The sequence below is a fragment of the Hydrocarboniphaga sp. FW305-C-57 genome (assembly GCF_058783045.1).
This window is the reverse complement of record NZ_JBYSYG010000001.1, coordinates 779,119-799,932: the sequence shown is the minus strand read 5'-3', so window position 1 is coordinate 799,932 and position 20,814 is coordinate 779,119. Positions and strand designations below refer to the sequence as shown.

The 20,814-nt window shown below is 64.5% G+C and carries 16 protein-coding genes; 6 read left to right on the top strand and 10 right to left on the bottom strand.

The window, feature by feature from the left end:
* Positions 1-24: 24 nt before the first annotated feature.
* The 6 genes from AC3WUM_RS03665 to AC3WUM_RS03640 all read right to left on the bottom strand — a co-directional run bounded on the left by AC3WUM_RS03665 (position 25) and on the right by AC3WUM_RS03640 (position 9,946).
* Positions 25-2,145, bottom strand: coding sequence for a DUF1302 family protein (locus AC3WUM_RS03665; protein WP_492408765.1), 2,121 nt, complete (start codon positions 2,143-2,145; stop codon positions 25-27).
* A gap of 59 nt (positions 2,146-2,204) precedes the next feature.
* Complete coding sequence (locus tag AC3WUM_RS03660) at positions 2,205-3,248, bottom strand: WD40/YVTN/BNR-like repeat-containing protein (RefSeq protein ID WP_492408764.1); 1,044 nt, start codon at positions 3,246-3,248, stop codon at positions 2,205-2,207.
* Positions 3,249-3,407: 159 nt separating this feature from the next.
* Complete coding sequence (locus AC3WUM_RS03655) at positions 3,408-4,790, bottom strand: DUF1329 domain-containing protein (RefSeq protein WP_007183963.1); 1,383 nt, start codon at positions 4,788-4,790, stop codon at positions 3,408-3,410.
* A gap of 55 nt (positions 4,791-4,845) precedes the next feature.
* Entirely contained in the window at positions 4,846-7,290 is a 2,445-nt protein-coding gene (locus AC3WUM_RS03650) for an efflux RND transporter permease subunit (protein ID WP_492408763.1), read from the bottom strand.
* Between the two features lie 367 nt (positions 7,291-7,657).
* Positions 7,658-8,821: a helix-turn-helix transcriptional regulator gene (locus AC3WUM_RS03645; protein ID WP_492408762.1), complete on the bottom strand. Its 1,164-nt coding sequence runs from the start codon at positions 8,819-8,821 to the stop codon at positions 7,658-7,660.
* A gap of 291 nt (positions 8,822-9,112) precedes the next feature.
* On the bottom strand, positions 9,113-9,946 hold the full coding sequence (locus AC3WUM_RS03640; protein WP_492408761.1) for an oxidoreductase: 834 nt from the start codon (positions 9,944-9,946) through the stop codon (positions 9,113-9,115).
* A 47-nt stretch (positions 9,947-9,993) separates the two neighbouring features.
* Here AC3WUM_RS03640 and AC3WUM_RS03635 point away from each other — a divergent pair, with 47 nt between their 5' ends.
* Positions 9,994-10,635 carry a TetR/AcrR family transcriptional regulator gene (locus AC3WUM_RS03635; RefSeq protein ID WP_492408760.1) on the top strand — a complete coding sequence of 214 codons (642 nt, stop codon included), beginning with the start codon at positions 9,994-9,996 and terminating at the stop codon, positions 10,633-10,635.
* Between the two features lie 30 nt (positions 10,636-10,665).
* On the opposite strand, the gene AC3WUM_RS03630 is transcribed toward AC3WUM_RS03635, so the two are convergent.
* Positions 10,666-11,166 (bottom strand): hypothetical protein, encoded by a 501-nt coding sequence (locus AC3WUM_RS03630; protein WP_492408759.1) that lies wholly within the window; start codon positions 11,164-11,166, stop codon positions 10,666-10,668.
* 190 nt (positions 11,167-11,356) lie between these two features.
* Here AC3WUM_RS03630 and AC3WUM_RS03625 point away from each other — a divergent pair, with 190 nt between their 5' ends.
* Entirely contained in the window at positions 11,357-12,052 is a 696-nt protein-coding gene (locus AC3WUM_RS03625) for a heavy metal response regulator transcription factor (protein ID WP_492408758.1), read from the top strand.
* A complete protein-coding gene (locus AC3WUM_RS03620; protein ID WP_492408757.1) occupies positions 12,049-13,470 on the top strand; it encodes a heavy metal sensor histidine kinase in 1,422 nt (473 codons plus the stop codon). The genes AC3WUM_RS03625 and AC3WUM_RS03620 overlap by 4 nt, the downstream gene beginning before the upstream one ends.
* 172 nt (positions 13,471-13,642) lie before the next feature.
* Here AC3WUM_RS03620 and chrA read toward each other — a convergent pair whose 3' ends face one another.
* On the bottom strand, positions 13,643-15,004 hold the full coding sequence (chrA, locus tag AC3WUM_RS03615) for a chromate efflux transporter (protein ID WP_492408756.1): 1,362 nt from the start codon (positions 15,002-15,004) through the stop codon (positions 13,643-13,645).
* A gap of 165 nt (positions 15,005-15,169) precedes the next feature.
* Here chrA and AC3WUM_RS03610 point away from each other — a divergent pair, with 165 nt between their 5' ends.
* From AC3WUM_RS03610 to AC3WUM_RS03600, 3 genes are read left to right on the top strand one after another with little or no spacing between them, the layout of a single operon-like run.
* Positions 15,170-16,633, top strand: a complete 1,464-nt coding sequence (locus AC3WUM_RS03610) for an aldehyde dehydrogenase family protein (RefSeq protein ID WP_492408755.1) — start codon at positions 15,170-15,172, stop codon at positions 16,631-16,633.
* A 26-nt stretch (positions 16,634-16,659) separates the two neighbouring features.
* The gene (locus tag AC3WUM_RS03605; protein WP_492408754.1) at positions 16,660-17,757 is read left to right on the top strand and encodes an NAD(P)-dependent alcohol dehydrogenase; all 1,098 of its coding nucleotides are present in this window, start codon (positions 16,660-16,662) and stop codon (positions 17,755-17,757) included.
* A gap of 32 nt (positions 17,758-17,789) precedes the next feature.
* Positions 17,790-19,307: an acyl-CoA synthetase gene (locus tag AC3WUM_RS03600; protein WP_492408753.1), complete on the top strand. Its 1,518-nt coding sequence runs from the start codon at positions 17,790-17,792 to the stop codon at positions 19,305-19,307.
* On the opposite strand, the gene AC3WUM_RS03595 is transcribed toward AC3WUM_RS03600, so the two are convergent.
* Positions 19,289-20,008 (bottom strand): helix-turn-helix transcriptional regulator, encoded by a 720-nt coding sequence (locus AC3WUM_RS03595; protein WP_492408752.1) that lies wholly within the window; start codon positions 20,006-20,008, stop codon positions 19,289-19,291. The genes AC3WUM_RS03600 and AC3WUM_RS03595 overlap by 19 nt on opposite strands.
* Positions 20,008-20,805, bottom strand: a complete 798-nt coding sequence (locus tag AC3WUM_RS03590; protein ID WP_492408751.1) for an enoyl-CoA hydratase/isomerase family protein — start codon at positions 20,803-20,805, stop codon at positions 20,008-20,010. The genes AC3WUM_RS03595 and AC3WUM_RS03590 overlap by 1 nt, the downstream gene beginning before the upstream one ends.
* Positions 20,806-20,814: the final 9 nt, after the last annotated feature.

Genomic DNA, 20,814 nt, shown 5'->3' with positions numbered 1-20,814 from the left:
ACTGGAACGTGCATCAGCTCCCCATCAGAACTGATAGCCCAGGCGGATGCCGAGTTCGTCGGCGTAGTCGATCGTCGAGATGATGTTGTCGTTGTCGTTACCCGACAGGCCGCCGTTGAGGTAGGTGTAGTACACCTCGGCCGACAGCGGGCCGCTCGGTTTCCAGCGCAGGCCCAGCTGCGCCAGCAGGCCGCCGCGCGTGTCGTACAGCACCGCCGCGTCGACGCGGTACACCAGGTTCGGAAACGGCTGCTGGAACGCGAACACCAGGCCATCCCAGCCATTCCACTTGCCATTGATGCCACCCGCCGTGTTGCGCGAATCGCCGTTCATGCCGTCGAGCAGGCGGCCGTACAGGTCGCTCTCGGTCCGGTGCTCCCACTGGAACACCAGGTAGGTCGCCGGGAAGCTCTGCGAGAAGCGGTGGTACTTCTCCATCACCAGGGCCGTCACCCACTCCTCGCGCTCGTCGTAGCCGGCGCCCAGCGACGGGGCCGTGAACGTGCGGTCCGGCGTGTACATCGCTTCGAAGTTGATGATCAGCTGGTCGAGCAGCGTGCCCGGATCGGCTTCGATCACGTAGCTGGTGCCGAAGCCGATGTTGTTCTCGCGCTTGTACTGCCGCTCGATGTGGCCGCGCAGGCCGCCCGAGAGCTGGAAGAACAGGTCCAGTTCGCGCATCGCCGCTTCGTTGGAGTCGACCGGGTTGGCCAGCAGCAAGGCCGTCGCCGGGAAATCGGTGATCGAGGCGTTCAGGCCTTCGACGGCCGACAGCCGCGCCATGCCGGCGTAGGTGAACCATTCGCTCGCCGACACCACGCCGGTCGGATCGACTTCGAACGGCGTGCGCGCCAGGATCGCGCCGGTGAGCGGAATGCCGCCACCGATCGGGTCGAGCGCCAGGCCCAGCAGCTGCGACACCGTGTCGGTGAGCCCCGGAACGACGTTCGGCAGCGCGCCCGGCAGGCCGCGATTGACGCCCGATTCGGTCCAGCGGAACACGCCGTCCGGATTCAGGCGGTTGGCGTAGACGAACTGCAGGCCCACGTTGGCGACGCTGCCGCGCAGGCGCAGGCCGTAGTTGAGCTTGTCGTCGACCTGGTTGAAGCGGTCATGGACCGTGAACTGCGAGGTGATCACGTTGTATGGCGTGTTCGGGTTCGAGTAGATCGTCGGCTGGAACATCTGCACGTAGCTGTCCGCTTCCCACTCGTTGTTGATCTGGTACGAGGCGCGGATGGCCGGCGAGGAAATGCGTTCGTCGGCGTATTCCTCTGGCGTGTAGTCGAGGAACAGGTGGCGACGCAGGTCGAGGCCGTTGGGTACGTCGAGCACGCGGAAGAACAGCGCCTGGCCCCAGGCGATCTGCTGGTTGCCGGCGCGGATCAGCAGCGGTCCGTTCTGGTAGTCGACCGTGAAGTTCGGCAGGTCGACCATGTAGTTGCGGCCGCAGACTTCGAGCCGGTTCTGGCAGCCGCCCTTGCGGTAGTTGTCGTACTCGAAGAAGTTCGGCTTGCCGTACAGGTAGCCGTCGGCGTTGCTGCCGACTGCATCGCGGCTGAAGTTGTCGTACTCACCGAGTTCGTAGATGCCGCGCACGAGTGCGCGGGCGGACCAGTTTTCGTTGAAGGTGGCCTGGAAATCGAGGTGCGTGCGGAACTGCTGCAGGTTGAACTGGTTGTTGGCCTTCTGGCCGTTGCGCGTCGACACGTCGGGCGAGATGCAGACCGGTGTCGGCGGTACGCCGCCGCAGCGCGCCGTCGGCACACCGTTGAACAGGTTGCCGCGCTGGTTGAACGGGTTCTCTTCACCGGTCATGCGGATCGCGGTTTCGATGCGCGAGAAGCCGCTGAACGAGAAGCCGACGCCGCTGAACCAGCCGCCGCCTTCGATTTCGGGGGATGGCGCATCGCCCGAGCCGCTGCTGTTGTTGTTGCTCACGCCGACGCTGTCGGCCGCGCTGGGCATTTCTTCGACCGCCGCACCGACACCCGCGCTGTCCGCCGCCGACGGCATTTCCTCGACCGCCTGCGACCACGCGGGCACGCTCGCCGCCAGCAGCACGAGACCCGCTGCGCTTGCGATCCAGCGATGAAGACCACGTCCCTGAGTCTGCTTCTTCTTGACGCTGCTCTGTTCAACCATGTCAGCTCCCCTCCTCATGTTTTTATCGTCTTTGCCGCTTCGTTCCATCGTTCGTTGCTTCAGCCCGCAAGCTTCACGATGCGTCCGGTATGTCCCACCAGCACCAGGCCTCCGCTCGCCGGCGCCGCGATCGCGGAGTACCAGGCGGTGGCGAAATCGCCATCGGTGCGACGCTTCCAGCTCGCACCTCCATCGCTGCTCTCCAGGGTTTCGCGCATGCCGGCGACGATCACGCGGCCATCCGGCGCGGACCACACACCCAGCAGCACGGCTTCGGAGCCCGTCGGCAGATCGCGCCAGGTGTTGCCGCCATCCGACGAGGTCATCACCAGGCCGTTCTGTCCGACCGCGTAACCGACGCCGTCGGGCCGCATCGCGATATCGAAGATCGAGGCTTCGCCGCGATGCACCGACACCCAGGTCTTGCCATGATCGGCCGAGCGCAAAATCAGCCCGTATTCGCCCGCGATGGTGATGACGCCGCCGTCGCTGACCGCGACGTCGTAGAGATGCGGGTCGACCGGCTCTTCGAGATAGCGCGTCCAATCGACTACGACCGGCTGCCAGCTCGCACCGCCGTTCTCCGAAACCAGGATCGCGCCGAACGAGCCGACGCTGGCCGCCAGCCCCGCTTGGTTGACGCTGACCGCGAGCAGGCGCTGCTGGCTGCCGCTTTCAACTTTGCTCCAGGCCGCATCGCCTTCGCTGCGCAGGATCAGGCCCTGCTGGCCCACCGCGATGCGATGCGCCCCCTGCAGGCCGACGCCGAGCAGCGACAGCGGCGTGATGCCCTTGGCCGTCGCGTTCCAGCTCTTGCCGCCATCGCTCGATTCGAGCAGTTCGCCCATCGCGCCGACCGCGACGCCACGATCACCGTCGAAGGCGACGCTGAACAGCGCCTGATGCGCCGTGCCTTGCAGCACGACCGGGTTGTTCGATGAGCTTGCCGGTGCCGGTGTGTTCGCAACCGGCGCAGCACCCGTCGGCGGCGTAGCCGCCGGCGTATTCGCATAAGCCACCGCAGACATCAGCCCGACCGCAGCTATCGCGATAACAATAGGGGCACGACGAGCGGCGCGCACGCCGCGTTCGATGACGCTCACGGGTTCTCTCTCCTCACTGCCTTTCATCTCCCTCTCCCTCCGGGAGAGGGCCGGGATGAGGGACTCGCCGCGATAGCAAGCTTCGCTATGCCGGCGAATCCCTCATCCGCCCTTCGGGCACCTTCTCCCGCAGGGAGAAGGCACAAGCCACATCGATGCTTACGCGCCGAGTCGGCCGATGGCCTGCGGCGTCAGGTACTTGTTGTAGACGTCGATGCCGCCTTCGCTGTACGTCGACTTGTAGCCGCCGGTCACTTCCTTGGCCTGCACGAAGCGCGACAAACGGTTCGACTGCACGTCGTGGCAGATCACCGCCACCCACGACCACGCCGGCTTGCCGTCCACATCCTTGATCGTCAGCTTGTCGTTGCTGTACTGCGCGTAAGCCGGCTCGAACGACTTCCAGATTTCGCCGCGACGGTCATAGGTCACGTAAGACACGTACATGCCGTTGCGCACGTCGATGCAGGTGCGCTTCTTGCCCACCGGCGCACGCGGATAACCCGTCGGCTCGGCTTCGATGATCACGCACTCGGGGATCAGCTCCATGTAGGTATCGTGGAAGCTCTTGCCCTTCGGGCCGCCATGCACCGGACGCTCGTAGTTCGGATGCGAGCCGCCCATGAAGTTCTTGTTGCCGATGGCACCGAGCATTGGGCCACGACCGACGATCTTGTAGTTGCCCCAGGTCTGCATCGGGTCGCCGGCCGCCCAAGCGTCCGACAGGAACAGCGTGATGCCCGGCACCAGCGGCTCGAAGCGCTGGTTGGTCGGGAACTGGCGCACGCGCTTGAACGCAGGCAGATAGCCGATCAGGTCCGGGAACTTGCGCTGGTCATAGTACCAGGTGTTCAGGAACGAGCTGCCCTTCACGTCGTTCGGCGAGGTGAACCAGACCGACTGCAGGCGCAGCAGGTCGGCACGGTTGTTCCAGGTCGTGCCGTCGACGCGCGCGGTCGCATTGAGCTCGGCCCAGACGAAGTCGTACTGGTAGGAGACTTCACCGTCGGGACCGATGTCCCAGTCGCGCACCGCGTACTGCGAATAGTCGTGGCGGCCCCAGCTCAGCGTGAGGTTCGCGGTGAATTCGTTGGCTTCCTTGGCATCCGGGAACGGGCTGCCGCCGATCCACGGCTTGCCGTCGGCGTTGTAGACGTTGCCGTCCGGTCCGAACTTGGCCTTGCCTTTGTTCTTCAGCGTGGTTTCAAGATAGGAGGCCGGATAGAGCTTGGTGACATCGCGAGTCGATTCGACGATGTTGATGCGCCGGCTCATCGTCTTGACCTGCTTGTAGGTGACCGGATCGAGCAGATCCTTCACCGCGTCGACGTTGTCGGCCGTCAGCACGTCACCGGGCTTGATCTTGCCCTTGGTGTACATCTCGATCGACAGCAGCTCGTCCGGATAGGCCTTCGACACATCGGCCGAGTGCGCGAGCTCCGGCCACATCGGCGCCAGAACGCCCGCCGTGGCCGCGCCCATCATGGTCTTTTCCAGGAACATGCGGCGGCTGTAGTTGAAATCGAATTTGCGGATGTGCATCTCTCGTCTCCTCTAGTGCAACGTTTTTCGATCGTGTGTGTGTTGCGGGGGGCTGCTACAGCGCGTGTGCGAGCCGCTCCTCGTGCTCACGCGCCGCGGTGTACTGCGACAGATCGACGCCTTCGCCGACCAGCAGGTCTTCGCGCCGCAGGAAGCGCGGATTGATCAACCAGACCAGCAGCGGCAGCACCACCAGCGCCAGCACCATGTTGATCAGCATCAGCAGGTCGAGCAGCAGGCCCATGTCGGCCAGAAACTTCAGGTCCGACAGGAAGTACCAGGGCGTGATCCCGAGCAGCATGATCGACGCCGTGAACATGATCGCCTTGCCCGTCGTGCTCAGTGCCGCCGCGTTCGCGCGACCGATGTCGCGACCCTGCGCGTGGTATTCCTCGCAGATGCGGCTCAGCAGATAAATGCCGTAGTCGATGCCGACACCGACGCCGATCGACGCCACCATCAGCGAGTTGATGTCCAGACCGATGCCCATCAGGTGCATCGAGGACAGCAGCACGAAGTTCGACAGGTTCACCGGCACCAGCAGGATCAGGCCCGCGACCACCGATTTATAGGCGTAGCTGCAGCCCAGCAGGATCGTGAAGTTCAGCAGGCCGATGATGACCCAGTGGTAGCGCTCGACCACGTCGTTCATCGCCTGCTGCAAGGCGATCGTGCCGGTGCCCAGGCGCACCGTGAACGCATCGTGGTCGACGCCGACCTGCTCGACCGCGCTCTTGGCGGCGGCGAGCGCCGAGTCGACCGTCTCCTGCTTGTTGTCCTTGTACCAGAGCGAGACGGTGCCGTTCTGGATGTCGAAGTTGATGACGTGCGAGAACGCCTTCGGGCTCGAGCCGAGCATCACCGCGATCGAGGCGGCACCGACCATTTCGTTGGTCGGGTCGAGCGGCAGCCACTTCGGATTGCCGCCCGAGAACAGGCGGTTGCCTTCCATCAGGTAATCCGCGAACGACAGCGTCGCGCGCGGCGGCTCGCCGCCGTTCTCCATGATGTTCTGCAGTTGCAGCATCGTCATGATCGTCTCGGCCTGGCGGCCGACACGATCGGGATTTCGCTGGTCCTTGGCTTCGAGCACGATCTCGAGCGTGTTCACGCCCGGGAAATTGCCGTTGATCTGGCGCACCGCTTCGTTGAATTCCGAATCGTCCCAGAGCAGGTTGCTGCCCTCCACCGGGTTGCCGATCTTGATCTGCAGGCCCGTGATGATCGCCGCCGCCCCGCAGACCGCCACGATCACGGCCGTCACCTTGCCGCGCTTGCCGTAGGTGACGCTGGCGATCGATTCGAGCAGCTTCTTGAAGCCGCGGTTGAACGGCGTCTGTGCCGCTTCGGCACCCACCAGCTTCTCGACGTTCTTCGGCGCCGGCAGCGCCGCCAGCAGCAGCGAGATCAGCACCACGCCGGTCGGGATCAGCCAGATCGCCCAGAAGCCGCAGAACAGCGCGAAGCGCTCCATCGCCGGAATCGGCGCCAGCGCGATCAGGAAGATGCCGACGATGTCGGTGAAGATGCCGAGCACCGACGGCGCCATCATCACGCCCATGGTGATCTCGGCCGCCTTCTGCTTGTCGCGCACGTGCGCGTAGATTTCGTAGTAGCGCTCGGTGAACTGCACGCAGTGGGAAAAGCTGCGTGCCACCAGCAGCAGCGGCACGATCATCAGCAGCGGTTCGATGGGGGACTTCAGCCAGCCGACGAATCCGAAACCCCACACCGCCGCCACCAGGCTCGTCACGATCGGCGTCACCACGCCGACCACGTTGCGCATGTACAGCGTCAATGCGACGACCAGCAGGGTCAGCGTCACCGCGAAGATGCCGATCATCTGGCTTTCGTATTCGTACACCCAGCCCGTCAGCGCGGGTTGTCCGGCCAGGTAGATGTCGTGGTCGGCGTCGCGGTTCTGGTTGACCAGGTTCTGCACGTACTGGAACGCTTCGCCGTAATCGAGCCGCGATTCGATGAAGGTGGCGTTGATCAGCGTGCTGCTCTGATCCTGCGAGACCAGGAAGGTGCGCGCGTTCGGCGATTTGTCGAGGTTGTTGCGGAACGCATCGATCTCGTCCTGCGTCTTGGGCACCGAATCACCCATCAGCGGCCGCATGTCGATGCCGTACGGCGTGGCTTCGGCGTAGCGCGCCTTCTCGGTCGCGATCGACAGGATCTGGTCGTGGTCGACCCCCGGCGCCAGGTCGATGTCGCGCGTCATCTGCCAGACCTTGTTCAGGGTCTCGGCATTGAAGATGTCGCCGTCCTTGCGCTTGACCATCAGGGTCACGGTCAGCGGATTGCCGAAGTTCGGGTGATCCTTGAACACCTGCACGAACGGATCGTCCTTCGGCAGCAGGTCCGAGAAGATCGTCTTGAGCTCGACATTCCTCAATCCCACCGCGAAGAACGCAGTGATCACAATGAACACCGCCCAGCTGATCTTCTGGTGGCCGATGATCCACATCGCGAGTCTTTGACGCAGGGAGTACATGGCGCTCCTCTATTTGCAGTCGGTCGCGGCCTGCGCCGCTGTCCGGGTTCTGAGTCGGTTCGAGGCGCGCTAAGGCGCGACCGCGGCGCTCACGGAAAGGCCCTCGGGTGGGCTCGCGGCTGGCAAGGTGGCGCGTCCGCGAGAACGACGGGCGCAGGAATCCCTGAGATCGATTCTGCTCACTGCTCTCCTCCACCTGCCCTCCGCCGAGGGCGCCTGGATCGCACTCCGGTTCAGGCGCGAAGGCCGGGACACGAGACGATCTTCATGTTGTGTGGATGGATTACACGTTTGCGCCCGGTGCCCGGACGCCACCCGTACGGGTAGTTATGGCGCCGCCTCGGGTGGGCCCGCCCTTGCGGCAGGCTCAGGCCGGCCTGGCCCGCGGCAATCTTTCGACCAGGCGAACGAGCTCGGCCTGGCGCCGGGCTCCGGTCTTGCGGAAGACCTCGCGCAATCGCGACCGCGCGGTTTCGTAGGTGACTTCGTGGCGCTGCGCGTATTCCTTGAGCCGCTCGCCGCCGGCCAGCGCCTGCATCAATCCGGCCTCGGCAGCGGAGAGCCCGTAGACCGCCCGCAGATCGCCCATGCTCGCGGCTGCGGATTGCGCGGTGTCGCCGATGAACAGCAGCGCCACCGCCCCGTAAGCGCCCATCGCCGAGGCCGGCAACGCCTGGATCGTCAGCACGAGCGGATGGCCGCTGCGCCGCGGCACCAGGATCGGAGGTGCCGGCCCGGTGTCTTCCGCGGCCAGCAGCAGCGAAGCCGAGGCGCAGCCGCGCAGGGCACGCTCGAGCGCGGACCGGGTTTCGCTGGTCGGCAGGATCAGCCGGTCCAGGTAGCCGAGCGAAAGCCCCTGGCCCTTTTCGAGTATGGCCTGGGCCGAACGATTGGCCTTGACCACGCGCCCGCTCGCATCGAGCAGGGCTACCGATTCGCCCATGTGGTCGAGCGCGTCGACCAGCGCCGCGTTTTCGCGCCGTGTCTTGCGCAGCTTTTCCTCGACGACGCAGGCCCGGCGCAGGTGCGGCAACAGCATCGAGAAGTTCCGGCGCTGGTGCTCGGCAGGGACTTCATCCTGCTTGCGGTATTGCACGGCGACACAGAACCAGCTTCTGGCGTCCGGATCCTTTTTCGGGAACGCGACCATCGCATGACGGAAACCCAGCAGCGGCAGCAACTCCGAATAGAACGGCATGCGATCCATTTCGGCGTCTTCGTAGAAGTCGCTGTCGGTCAGGATCTGGCTCTCGCGGCCGCGTTCGAGCATCACGGCGCGCGGATGTACGTTCGGAAAGCTGTGCGCGTAGTCGGCCAGGTAACGACCGTAGATCGATTGATCGACGCGCGAGGTTTCGGTGCGGGCGATCTGCACCGGGTTCAGATCGAAGAAGGTCAGGTCGGCCGCCTGCCCGCCGACGAAATCGGCCACGCCTTCGAGCACCGGCTCCCATCCACCCGGCGCCAGCGGAGCCTCCGCGATCAGATCAAGCAGCGAAGAAAACCGCGCCTCGAAATCCCCCGTCGCCATGCCGTACCGTCCTCCCCCGAGCACTGGATAACGGCTGTCGCCATCAGAGCTTGCAGGCCCGGGCGAAACCGCGATGTCAGTATAGGAAAAGCGCCTTCAACCTCCACGCAAAATCATTCGTAGGGCTCTTTTACCTTCTTGTGTTCAACATGCAGTTGCATTGTTCGCAGCTCGTTGGCGCGGCGATAGCTCGGAGTTGCCATCGCTCCTCACATTGAAAGTGCATGCAAGTGAATGTCATGCGTGCAGTTGCCGCTGCGATGCCCGCCACCATCGCGGACAATGCCCGGACTAAGCTTCGAAGTTCGTAGAGCGTGAGACAGATTCCCAAGCCACCAGCTCACTCTTCAGGCTCTCCAACTTCTGGCCCACCAGCCCAAGTGCATCCTCGCCGAGGAATAGCCGTGTCGGCGGATTTTTTGCCTCGACCAAAGTCAACAGCGCCTGAGCAGCCTTGGACGGATCGCCTGGCTGCTTGCCGTTCTTGGCCAGGCGCGCGGCACGGATCGGCTCCATCACGTCGTCGTACTCGACAATGCTGCGCTTGGCGCGGTCCATCGATCGCCCCGCCCAGTCCGTACGGAACTGGCCCGGCGCCAGTGTGGTCACGCGAATACCGAAGGAAGCGACCTCCTTGCCCAAGGATTCCGAGATGCCTTCGAGGGCAAACTTGCTGCCGCAGTAGTACGCAATGCCCGGCATGGTGATGAAGCCGCCCATCGATGTGACGTTGACGATATGGCCACGGCGACGTTCACGCATGCCAGGCAGAACCGCTTTGATCATGGCCACCGGGCCGAAGACATTGGCAGCGAATTGACGCTGCAGATCGTCCAAGGATGATTCCTCCATCACGCCCTCGTGACCGTAGCCGGCGTTGTTGACGAGAACATCTATCGCGCCAAGCTGGCGTTCCGCACGCTTCACCGCGTCAGGTATCGCGCCATAGTCGGTGACATCGAGAACGAGCGGAAAAGCATGCTCTGAACCGCTCAACCATTCGGCGTCCTCAGACCTTCGGACCGTGCCAGCCACCCGATGCCCTGCGGCGAGCGCTCCGGCAGCAAAGGCACGGCCAAGGCCCGAGCTCACCCCGGTGATCAGAAAAGTTTTCGGTTGCACCATAACAAGCCCCACTGGCCTATAAAATTTATATCAAGATATAATTTCACATGAGCATACGCAAGCCACACCGGCCCGTGACGGCCACCACCCAGGACAGAGTGCTGGAGGCAGCCGAGCGCCTCCTTCGTAACGGCAAACCCGAATTCTCGATGCGCGACCTCGCCGCAGAGGCAGGCGTCAGCTTCGCCACACCATTCAATCAATTCGGCAGCAAGGCCGCGATCATGCAAGCGCTTTCCGCTCGTCGTATCGACGAAATGCATGTTCGGCTTGCAGCCGCGCAGCTCTCGACCAATGCGATTGCGCGCACTTTCGCAGCGGTCGACATCGCGGTCGACGTGATGTTGGAAGAGCCTGTCGTCAACCGCTCCGTGATGGCCGTGCTCGGTTCGCAAAGCGGCGAACCCAGCGTCGTCGCTCGACGATCTGCCGCGCTTTGGGCTCAAGCGCTCGACCAAGGCGAGGGGCTCTCCAAGACGACGAGGGCTCAAGCCAGCGCAGCACTTCCCGCTTTGCTCGCCATCGCATTTCGTGGCGTGCTGTCCTTCTGGACCGCCGGAGAGATCAGCGATGCTGAGTTGGCCCGGCAAGCACGAGCTGCCGCCGCCGCCATGCTGCTCGGCTTTTGCAATTCGGCAGCACGAGGAGAGTTGCTCGGCTGGCTCGAATCAGCCTCATCATCGCGTTGAGAATCCAGGCCAAGCACACTCGCTGGAAACTCATGGACGCGTTGCGGCTCCGCGAGCCCTGAGCAGAAGAATCTGCAAGGCGTACCCCACGACGAAGACAACCACCCAAGTCAACAAGGCCATTTTCACGATCGGAGACTCCGGACTATCGGCCAGCGGATGCGCCAATGGCAGGCGCCTCAAGCTCTCACTGATACCAGGCACCATCAGGAGAAAGAAGCTGAAGGAGAATCCGAAGGTGGCCAAGTAAGGCCGTGCACGACCGAACCAGGACAAGCGCGGCACCATCAGAGCCCCCGCCAGAGTGAGCAAAGTCAGGATACCGAGCGCATGCCCTGCGTTGAATCCGCCCGTACTCGAAAGGCCGAAAGCCGTGATCACCGACAGAAGCAGTCCAGCAACGTAAATGCGACCCGAGCGAGTCTTCGGCTCTATTGCTCGAAACCGGACGAAACCATAAACGCCCGCTGTAAACGGGACCAGGCTGACAGCGGTGTGCGCGATGCCCAGCGCGGAAAGAGGGTGAACCATGTGGGAACGTCCTTATATGAAATGCTGCGACCAGCAGGGTATTTCGCTCGCTGTGGCCAAACGCACTGAGAGTCTTCGGGGTAGCGGCGAAGTGCTCCCACTTTAGAAACATCTGCGCGAGAACGGGGTGACAAGTGAATGACAAAGCTGTCATCCCATCTGCCGATCGGATGGCGCATGATTCATTCATATGAAGATCCTTGTCATCGAAGACGATCCCAAGACGGGCGACTACCTGAGGAAGGGCTTGCGTGAGAGCGGCTATGCCGTCGACCTGTCGAGAAGCGGCACTGATGGTCTGCAGATGGCACTCAAAAACACCTACGACCTCGTGATACTCGACGTCACTCTGCCCGGCATCGACGGCTGGCAGATCATGCGGTCGCTGCGTGGCAAGGACGAGGTTCGCGTGCTGTTCCTCACTGCGCGAGACCAGTTGAGCGATCGCATTCGCGGCCTCGAGCTCGGTGCCGACGACTATCTCGTCAAGCCGTTTTCCTTCACCGAACTCGTGCTTCGGATTCGCACACTGCTGCGGCGTGGTGCCGTGCGCGATGCCGACATCTACGAAGTCGCCGATCTGAAGCTCGACATGCTGCGCCGTAAAGTCACGCGAGAAGGCCGCGAGATCGCACTCACGAACAAGGAGTTTCTGCTGCTGCATCTGCTGGTCAAGCGGCAAGGCGAAGCGCTGTCGCGCACGTTGATCGCGTCGGAAGTCTGGAACATGAACTTCGACAGTGACACCAATGTGGTCGACGTCGCCATCAAGCGTTTGCGTGCGAAGATCGATCGCCCCTTTGCGACACCATTGATCCATACCGTGCGCAACGTCGGTTATGCATTCGGCGATTCACCCGCCGGCATGACGGGGGACTGGAGTTGAAACGCAGATTGACACTGCGCTGGCTTCCAAGCTCGCTAACGCTCAGAGTGACGTTGTTGTGTGGGCTGATCGCACTAGTGACCACCGGCATGCTCGGCGCGTACTTCTTTTCCGTCGCGCAGAAGGCCATCGTGGGTCACGCACGAGATCAACTCATATCACGCACCGAGCAGTTGCGCCGCCTCACGACGCAGACATGGACAATCACTGAGCTGCAGAATCAATCGATTCCGTTTGAGGCCCTGCGGGGATCAGCGAGCGATGTACTCGTCCTGCGCCTCCCTGGCGAAACCACCCTCGTCGAGATCAACCCCGACTCTGTCGCAGTGCCGACCGACTTGATGCCCGTGCCGGTGGGCGAAGCCATTGGAGGCCAAGACGTTCGCAGCATCCGGAAGCCTGATCGCCCTCCCATGCAATGGGTCGCAGCTCAAGCGCGATTGGGGCAGGACGGCAGCACGGTCGAAGTGATTGCAGGTCATCCGCTGATCAGCGAGATGAGCATGATCGCGGACAATCGATCTCGGGTGCTGCGCAGTACGTCGATCGCGATGCTGAGTGCGGCCATACTGGTTTACGTCGTGCTTCGCCTCGGCCTTCGCCCGCTACGACGCATATCGTCGCAGGCCGAGCTGATCACCCCGATCAACCTGGCCGTCAGGCTGACGCAGGACGATGCACCACTCGAATTCCAGCAGATGGTCGCCGTGTTCAATGCGATGCTCGATCGCATCGCGACAGGCTACGAAAGACTGACGCAGTTCTCGGCCGATCTGGCACATGAGATTCGCACCCCGCTGGGCGCCCTGATAGGGCAAACACAGGTGGCACTCAATCGCACTCGAAGTCCGGGCGAGTACCAGCAACTGCTGGAATCGAATCTGGAAGAGCTCAATCGGCTGCGCCTGCTCGTCGACAACATCCTGTTCCTGGCGCGTGCCGATCACGCTGGATTGGAAATAGAGCGCGAGTCGATCGAGCTGACTGACGAGTTGCAAGGCATCGCGGAGTACCTCGAAGGCCTGGCGGATGAAGGTGGGCTGCGGCTCTCGGTGCAGGCCAGCGGCTCAGCGTTCGCGAATGCCGCGCTGTGCAGGCAGGCGATTCACAACCTGGTGGTCAATGCCCTGCGCTACAGCACCCCAGGCTCGACCATTCTGCTGATCGGCGAGCAAGACCCCAGCGGCTCGACGATCGCGGTCGAGAACGACGGGATCCCGATTCCCGCGGAACAGCTTGCGCGTCTTTTCGATCGCTTTTATCGCGCAGATGCGGCTCGCGGCCGTCCAGCGGAATCGAGCGGCTTGGGACTGGCGATCGTCAAGGCCATCATGGTTCTACATCACGGTGAGGCACACGCATCTTGCTCTGTATCGGGAAAGATCCGCTTCACCTTGCGCTTTCCTCCTGCGAAATGAGCTTTTCCGGCATCGATGCCGCAAGCGGACGAGATTCACGCTGATCACCTTTAGAAGCGCGAAAGCGGAAGCGGCGCCCCGCAACGAGCGTTCATGAAATGCGGGCCCGTTCACCGAATCGTTCGCTGTACATACTGTGCGACGGCCTTCGCGAGTTGCCCACGACGAAGATTCAGCTCCAGCCTCCCACTTCGATCACCAGGCCTATCCCCGCGCAGACCGCCAGCGTCAGCAGCAGGTTCACGCGCAGCACGAGCAGCGCGATCATCGCGCCGGCGCTCAGGGCCAGCACCGGCAGCTTGATCGAGGCAACGTCCGGAACCGGCAGCTGCAGGCCGAACTGCGCGTAGCGCCCGACCTCGCCGAACAGCACGTGCAGCGAGAACCAGATCGACAGGTTCAGGATCACGCCGACGACGGCGGCGGTGATCGCGGTCAGCGCGGCGTTCATCCAGACCTTGCCGCGCAAGCGCTCGATGTGCGGAGCGCCGAGGAAAATCCACAGAAAGCACGGCACGAAAGTCACCCAGGTCGACAGGCTGCCGCCGAGCACGCCGGCCAGCAGTGGATCGATCGAGCCCGGGTTGCGGTAGGCACCCAGAAAGCCCACGTAGGTCAGCACGAGAATCAGCGGCCCCGGCGTGGTTTCGGCGAGCGCGAGCCCATGCACCATCTCGCCGGGCTGCAGCCAGCCGTAGCGCTCGACCGCCTGCTGCGTCACATAGGCCAGCACCGCGTACGCGCCGCCGAAGGTGACGACGGCCATCTTGCTGAAGAACAGCGCCTCCTGCGTATAGACGCTGCGGGCGCCGAGCACGAGCAGCAGCAGCGCGAGCGGCAACAGCCAGAGCAGCAGCCCGGACAGCAGCACGCGCAGCGGCCAGGGCGCGGCAGCCTGCGGCGCGGCGAGAGCTTCGTCCTCATCGTCGACGGAGCGCTTAGCAGGCAGCACGACTTCCGGCGCGCAGCGCACCGCGAGCAGGCCGAGCGCGGCGGCCGCCAGGATGATCAACGGAAACGGGACGCCGAACGCGAAGATCGCGATGAAGGCTGCGAAAGCCAGGCCGTACAAGGCCCGATGCCGCAGCGCCTTGCGCCCGACCCGGAACACCGCCTCGACGACGATCGCCAGCGTCGCCGCCTGCATGCCGAGCAGCAGGCCCTGCATCCAGCCCAGCTCGCCGAAGCTCACGTAGGCGATCGCGATCAGCGTCATCAGCACAAAACCGGGCAACACGAACAGCAGGCCCGCGGCGAGCCCGCCCGCCGTCCTGTGCAGCAGCCAGCCGATGTAGGTCGCGAGTTGCTGGGCCTCCGGGCCGGGCAGCAGCATGCAGTAGTTCAGCGCATGCAGGAAACGCGTCTCGGAGACCCAGCGCTTCTCCTCCACGACGAGGCGGTGCATCAGCGCGATCTGCCCGGCCGGACCGCCGAAATTGATGCAGCCGATCTTGAGCCAGACGAGCAAGGCTTCGCGGAAGCTGGGCGTTTGTAGGCGAGCGGAGCCGGCAGGCGAGCTCGAAGGAGTCGACATGGTGCGGGGCCTAGGGTCCTGTCGCGCGACATTACGCCATCGGTGGCGGGGCTGCGATTTCAAATCGATGACGACACAAGGCGCCGGCGGATGACGGATTTCCGTCCATCGTCATGCGACCCGAGGCCTCCTAGCATCCGGACATCGTCGCCTGGAGCATGCGCCATGAGTTGGGAGCAGATCGAACGACCCGTCCTCGGGCATCGCATCGGCGGTCACGTCGTCATGCGCGGCGATGGCGCGCTGGCGGTGGAAGACCCCTGCAGCGCGCGGCCCTATGGCGAGATTCCGGTCGGGTCGGCCGCCGAAGTCGATGCCGCCGTCGCCGCCGCCAAGGCCGCGTTCCGTGCTCCGTCCTGGCGCGAGCTCCCACCGCTCGCGCGGGAGTGCCTGCTGCACCGGCTCGCCGATGCGATCGAGGCCGATGCGCCGCGCATGGCCGCGCTCGAAGCGCTCGACACCGGACGCCCGATCGCGCTGACTGAGACGGTCGACATTCCGGGCGCCTGCGCCTGGCTGCGCACCTATGCGGGCTGGCCGACCAAGCTGCACGGCCGCGCGGGCTCGCTGGCGGCAGCGACGATTCCGCATCACGCCTACGTGCGACGCGAACCGGTCGGCGTGGTCGCCGCGATCACGCCATGGAATTTCCCGCTGATCCTGAGCCTGTTCAAGATCGCGCCGGCGCTCGCGGCCGGCTGCACGGTCGTGCTCAAGCCGGCGCCCGAAACGCCGCTGAGCGCGCTGCGCCTGGCCGAACTCGCGCTGCAGGTCGGCTTTCCGCCCGGCGTGCTCAACGTGGTGCTCGGCGACGGAGCGAGCACCGGCGCCGCGCTCGTCGCGCATGCGGACGTGGCGAAGATCGCGTTCACGGGCTCGACCGCGACCGGACAGGCGATCCTTCGTGCCTCGGTGCCTGAACTCAAGCGCGTGACGCTCGAGCTGGGCGGCAAATCGCCTTCGATCATCTGCGCCGATGCCGATCTCGCGCGCGCGATTCCCGAAGCGGCGATGGCCTGCTTCTTCAATTCCGGCCAAGTCTGCTACGCGGGCACGCGGCTCTACGTGCATCGCTCGCACTACGAAGCCGTGCTCCAGGGGCTCGCCGACGTCGCCGGCACGCTGAAGCTCGGCCCGAGCTGGTCGCGCGACAGCGTACTCGGTCCCTTGATCAGCGCACGCCAGCGCGACAAGGTCGATGGCCTAGTGAGCCGTGCGCGCGCCGCGGGCATCGCCGAAGTCGGCCAGCGCAGCGCGATGCCCGAGCATGGTCACTATTACGCGCCGACGATCCTGCGCGACGTACCGCCCGAAGCCGAGATCGCGCGCGAGGAAGTGTTCGGCCCGGTGCTCGCGGTGACCGCGTTCGACGAGATCGACGAAGCCATCGCGATGGCCAACGACAGCGTCTACGGTCTCGCCGCCCATGTCTGGACGCGCGACTTGCGCACCGCCCATCATGCCTCGGCCCAGCTCGAAGCCGGAACCGTGTTCGTCAATTGCATGCTGCTGGCCGATCCGGCGTTTCCGTTCGGCGGCATGAAGAAATCCGGCATCGGCCGCGAGAACGGAGCCGAGGTCTTCGATGCCTATCTCGAAACCAAGTCGGTCGTCATCGCGCTGAACTGAGCTGGGGCGAGAGGAGAACAGACAGAATGAAAATCACCGCCGCCGTCGCGCGTGCCGCGAAGGCCGACTTCACGATCGAACCCGTCGAGCTCGACGACCCGCGCGACGACGAGGTGCTCGTGCGCGTCGCCGGAGTCGGCATCTGCCATACCGATCTGATCGCCCGCGATCAGCACATTCCGGTGCCGCTGCCGGCCGTGCTTGGGCACGAGGCCTCGGGTATCGTCGAGCGCGTCGGCGCGCGCGTGCGCAAGGTCAAGGCCGGTGATCGCGTGGTGCTGAGCTTTCTGTCCTGCGGCCGTTGCGAGCGCTGCGAACACCGCGAACCGAGCTACTGCCATTCGTTCGTCGCGCTCAATTTTCCAGGCGTTCGCGCGGACGGAAGCACCGGCATGCGCATCGGCGAGCAGCAGGTTTCGGGGCGATTCTTCGGCCAGTCTTCGTTCGCGACGCATGCGCTCGCGCACGAGCGCAACGTGGTCAAGGTCGACGACGAGGTCGCGCTCGAACTACTCGGCCCGCTCGGCTGCGGATTCCAGACCGGAGCCGGCGCGATCATGCGCTCGCTGGCCTGCGAGGCAGGCTCGTCGGTCGCGATCTTCGGTTGCGGAGCCGTCGGCATCGCGGCCGTGATGGGCGCTGCGATCCAGCGCTGCAAGACCATCATCGTCGTCGAGCCACAGGCTTCGCGCCGCAAGCTTGCTCTCGAACTCGGCGCCACGCACGCGATCGATCCGCTCCACGAGGACACCGCGGCGCGCATACGCGAAATCGTAGCGCCGGGCGTTCACTACGCCTTCGACAGCACCGGCATCAAGCCCGTGATCGAAACCGCGCTGGGCGCTCTGGCCTTGCATGGCACGCTCGGCGTCGTCGCTGCCGCGACGCCCGACACGAGCATTTCCTTGAACCTGACCGCGGCCGTCATCGGCGGCTGGACGATCAAGGCGATTCTCGAAGGCGACAGCGATCCCGACGAGCTGATTCCGGAGCTCATCCGCCACCATCGCGAGCAGCGCTTTCCGCTCGATCGCGTGATCCAGACCTTCCCGCTCGCACGCATCAACGAGGCGGTGGCCGCGCAGCATCGTGGCGATTGCATCAAGGCCGTGCTGATTCCCTGATGATTCCCTGAGCGCCGGATCGGATCACATCCATGCACATTCACGATCATGCTCTCGCGAAGCCCGATGCCCCGGCCGTCGTCATGGACGACGGCGAGGCGCTGAGCTTTCGCGCACTCGATCGCGGTTCGATCGCGCTCGCCAATCACTTCAAAGCGCTCGGGCTGCAACGTGGCGACGTCGTCTCGATCGTCATGGAGAACCGGCCCGAGTATTTCGTCGTCGTCTGGGCAGCGCTGCGCTACGGGCTTTACCTGACGCCGATCAACTGGCACCTCAAGCGCGACGAAGTCCGCCACATCGTCGACGACTCCGATTCGAAGCTGCTCGTGAGCTCCGAAGCGCTCGACGCACTGGCCGACGAGGTCTGCGCGAATACCGGCTGCGCACTCAGGGTGAGCGTCGGCGACAACGTGGCCTGGCGGGCGATCGTCGAGGCGATGCACGGATCGATGCCGGTCGAGCCGCAGTTCGACGAGACCGAAGGTCTCATCATGTATTACTCCTCGGGCACGACCGGAAAGCCCAAGGGCATCAAGCGCAAGATGCTGTTTCCGCCGCTCGGCACGCCGGCGCCCGTCGAGGCCTATATCCGCTCGGCTTATGGCGTCGGTCCCGATACCGTGTATCTGTCGCCTGCCCCGCAGTATCACGCGGCGCCGTTGAACTGGTGCCTCGCGGTGCAACGCAGCGGCGGCGCCCTGGTGGTGATGCGCAAGTTCGATCCGGTGCGCGTGCTGCAGTTGATTCGCGAGCACCGGGTCACGCATGCGCAGTTCGTGCCGACGATGTTCGTGCGCATGCTCAAGCTGCAAGCCGAGGAGCGCGAGGGCTATGATTTCACGAGCCTGCGCATCGCCGTGCACGCGGCTGCTCCGTGCCCTCCCGAGGTCAAGCGCGAGATGCTGCGCTGGTGGGGGGCGGTCATTCACGAGTATTACGGCGGCAGCGAGAGCAATGGCGTCACCGCGCTGGGCCCCGATGACTGGCTCGCCAAGCCCGGCTCCGTTGGCCGCGCGGTGCTGGGCCAGCTGCACATCTGCGATGCGGACGGAAACGAGCTGCCCGCGGGTGAAATCGGCGATGTCTACTTCTCCGGCATGCCGGACTTCCACTATCACAAGGATCCCGAGAAGACGCGCTCGGCCTACAACCGCCACGGCTGGAGCACGCTCGGGGACATCGGCTATGTCGATGCGGACGGCTATCTGTTCCTGACCGATCGCCAAGCCTTCATGATCATCTCGGGCGGTGTGAACATCTACCCGCAGGAGATCGAGAACCTGCTCGTCACGCATCCGAGCGTGATGGACGTGGCCGTGGTCGGCGTTCCGCACGCGGAGTTCGGCGAGGAAGTCGTCGCGGTCGTGCAGCTACGCGATCCTTCATCCGCGAGCGAAGCGCTCAAGCAGGAACTCGCGCAGTTCTGCCGCGATCAGCTCGCCGGCTTCAAGTGCCCTCGCCGCTTCGTCTTCGACGACGCGCTGCCGCGCATGCCGAACGGCAAGCTGCTCAAGCGGCTCATCAAATCTCAGCTCAGCGCGGCTTGAGGCGATCGCGATCCGAGCACGGCCATCAGCGAAGTCCGGTTGCGCACCGCGTGCTTGCGGTAGATGCGGCGCAGATGATTCTCGACGGTGAATTCCGACAGGCCCAACTGTGCCGCGATCTGCTTGTTGCTGCGGCCACAGCACAGCGCGTCGACGACGTCCTGCTCGCGCCCGGTCAAGGCCACACCGGGGCGTGCCCTGGTTTGCGGCTGGAACGCGGAGCGCACGAGCGCGGAAGCCGTCCGCCTGAAGAGGCGTCGCGTCGAATCACGCACGGGCTGCGCCGAAAGATGTGCCCGTTCGCGTCCCTGTCGCATGAGCCCGAGCACCAGCCAAACACCGTCGCCCACTTCGTGCACGGATGCGGCGCTCTCGCAGTATCCCTGGCGCCGCATGAACTCCCAGTACGGCCGTGTGCGCCGGCTCTGGTCCCAGTCTTCGACCTCCGCCTGATCGAAAACGTGCAGATCCGCAGGCGCCTGCACGACCCGATCGGCGGCGAGCAGCAGGAACGGATCGAGCGCGCAGATCGAATCGCGATAGGCCCGGTTGATCTCGTTCGTCGGCCCCAGATTGAACAGGAAGCGCGTGCGCTCGACCGGCGCTTCGCGATCGAACAGAAACAGCGTCGCGCTGCTGGCACCTGCGGCGTCGGAGATGCTGCGCAGCAACTCCACGTCTTCGCGAACGATCAGGTTCATCACTGGCCTCCGATGAAGTCGGGCTTGCGCTTCTGCAGGAAGGCCGCCACGCCTTCGCGACATTCGGCGCTCGCTCCGGCGGCGACGATCGATTCGACTTCGGCGTCGAGCTGATCGCTCAGGCTGCGATTCGCTCCATCGATCAAAAGCCGCCGTGCGGCGCCGATCGCGGCCGTGGGCGCTTGTACGAGGCGCTGCGCATAGGCTTGCGCCCGCTCGGCCAGTTCCGCGTCATCGACCACGAGCGTGGCCAGTCCGAGCGTTGCGGCTTCTTCGGCGCTGACTCGCCGGCCGGTCAGGATGATCTCCTGCGCACGCCGCAGGCCCACCACGCGAGGCAGCCACCAGCTCATGCCGCCGTCCGGCGTGAGACCGAGGCTGCCGTAAGCCGCGCTGAAATGCGCCGAGCGAGCCGCGATCACGAGATCACCGATGAGGGCCAGGCTCAAGCCCGCGCCGGCGGCCGGGCCGTTGACGACGGTGATCAGCGGTTTGCGCATGCTTGCGAGCTGCATGAGCGCCGCGTGCAAGCTTATCGCGAGCTCGCGCAGGAACTCGGGGATGGCCTCGCCGGCTGCCGAAAAAGCCGTGATATCCCCGCCCGCGCAGAACATGCGGCCCGCACCGGTCAGCACGACACAGCGTATCGAGACATCGGCCTCGCAGCGCCGCGCGGCTTCGAGCAGCGCGGCTGCCATGTCGAGATCGATCGCATTTCCGGCGGCGGGTCGATCGAGCACGATGCGGGCTATCGATCCGTGCTGCTCGACTCTCAGGGTGATGGGTTTGGCGGACATCGGCTCGCT

Coding starts and splice junctions, on each gene's coding strand:
- AC3WUM_RS03635 (WP_492408760.1), top strand. CDS start 9,994: ATGAGCATACGCAAGCCACACCGGCCCGTGACGGCCACCACCCAGGAC.
- AC3WUM_RS03605 (WP_492408754.1), top strand. CDS start 16,660: ATGAAAATCACCGCCGCCGTCGCGCGTGCCGCGAAGGCCGACTTCACG.
- AC3WUM_RS03610 (WP_492408755.1), top strand. CDS start 15,170: ATGAGTTGGGAGCAGATCGAACGACCCGTCCTCGGGCATCGCATCGGC.
- AC3WUM_RS03655 (WP_007183963.1), bottom strand. CDS start 4,790: ATGCACATCCGCAAATTCGATTTCAACTACAGCCGCCGCATGTTCCTG.
- AC3WUM_RS03640 (WP_492408761.1), bottom strand. CDS start 9,946: ATGGTGCAACCGAAAACTTTTCTGATCACCGGGGTGAGCTCGGGCCTT.
- AC3WUM_RS03600 (WP_492408753.1), top strand. CDS start 17,790: ATGCACATTCACGATCATGCTCTCGCGAAGCCCGATGCCCCGGCCGTC.
- AC3WUM_RS03630 (WP_492408759.1), bottom strand. CDS start 11,166: ATGGTTCACCCTCTTTCCGCGCTGGGCATCGCGCACACCGCTGTCAGC.
- chrA (WP_492408756.1), bottom strand. CDS start 15,004: ATGTCGACTCCTTCGAGCTCGCCTGCCGGCTCCGCTCGCCTACAAACG.
- AC3WUM_RS03590 (WP_492408751.1), bottom strand. CDS start 20,805: ATGTCCGCCAAACCCATCACCCTGAGAGTCGAGCAGCACGGATCGATA.
- AC3WUM_RS03645 (WP_492408762.1), bottom strand. CDS start 8,821: ATGGCGACGGGGGATTTCGAGGCGCGGTTTTCTTCGCTGCTTGATCTG.
- AC3WUM_RS03665 (WP_492408765.1), bottom strand. CDS start 2,145: ATGGTTGAACAGAGCAGCGTCAAGAAGAAGCAGACTCAGGGACGTGGT.
- AC3WUM_RS03625 (WP_492408758.1), top strand. CDS start 11,357: ATGAAGATCCTTGTCATCGAAGACGATCCCAAGACGGGCGACTACCTG.
- AC3WUM_RS03650 (WP_492408763.1), bottom strand. CDS start 7,290: ATGTACTCCCTGCGTCAAAGACTCGCGATGTGGATCATCGGCCACCAG.
- AC3WUM_RS03595 (WP_492408752.1), bottom strand. CDS start 20,008: ATGAACCTGATCGTTCGCGAAGACGTGGAGTTGCTGCGCAGCATCTCC.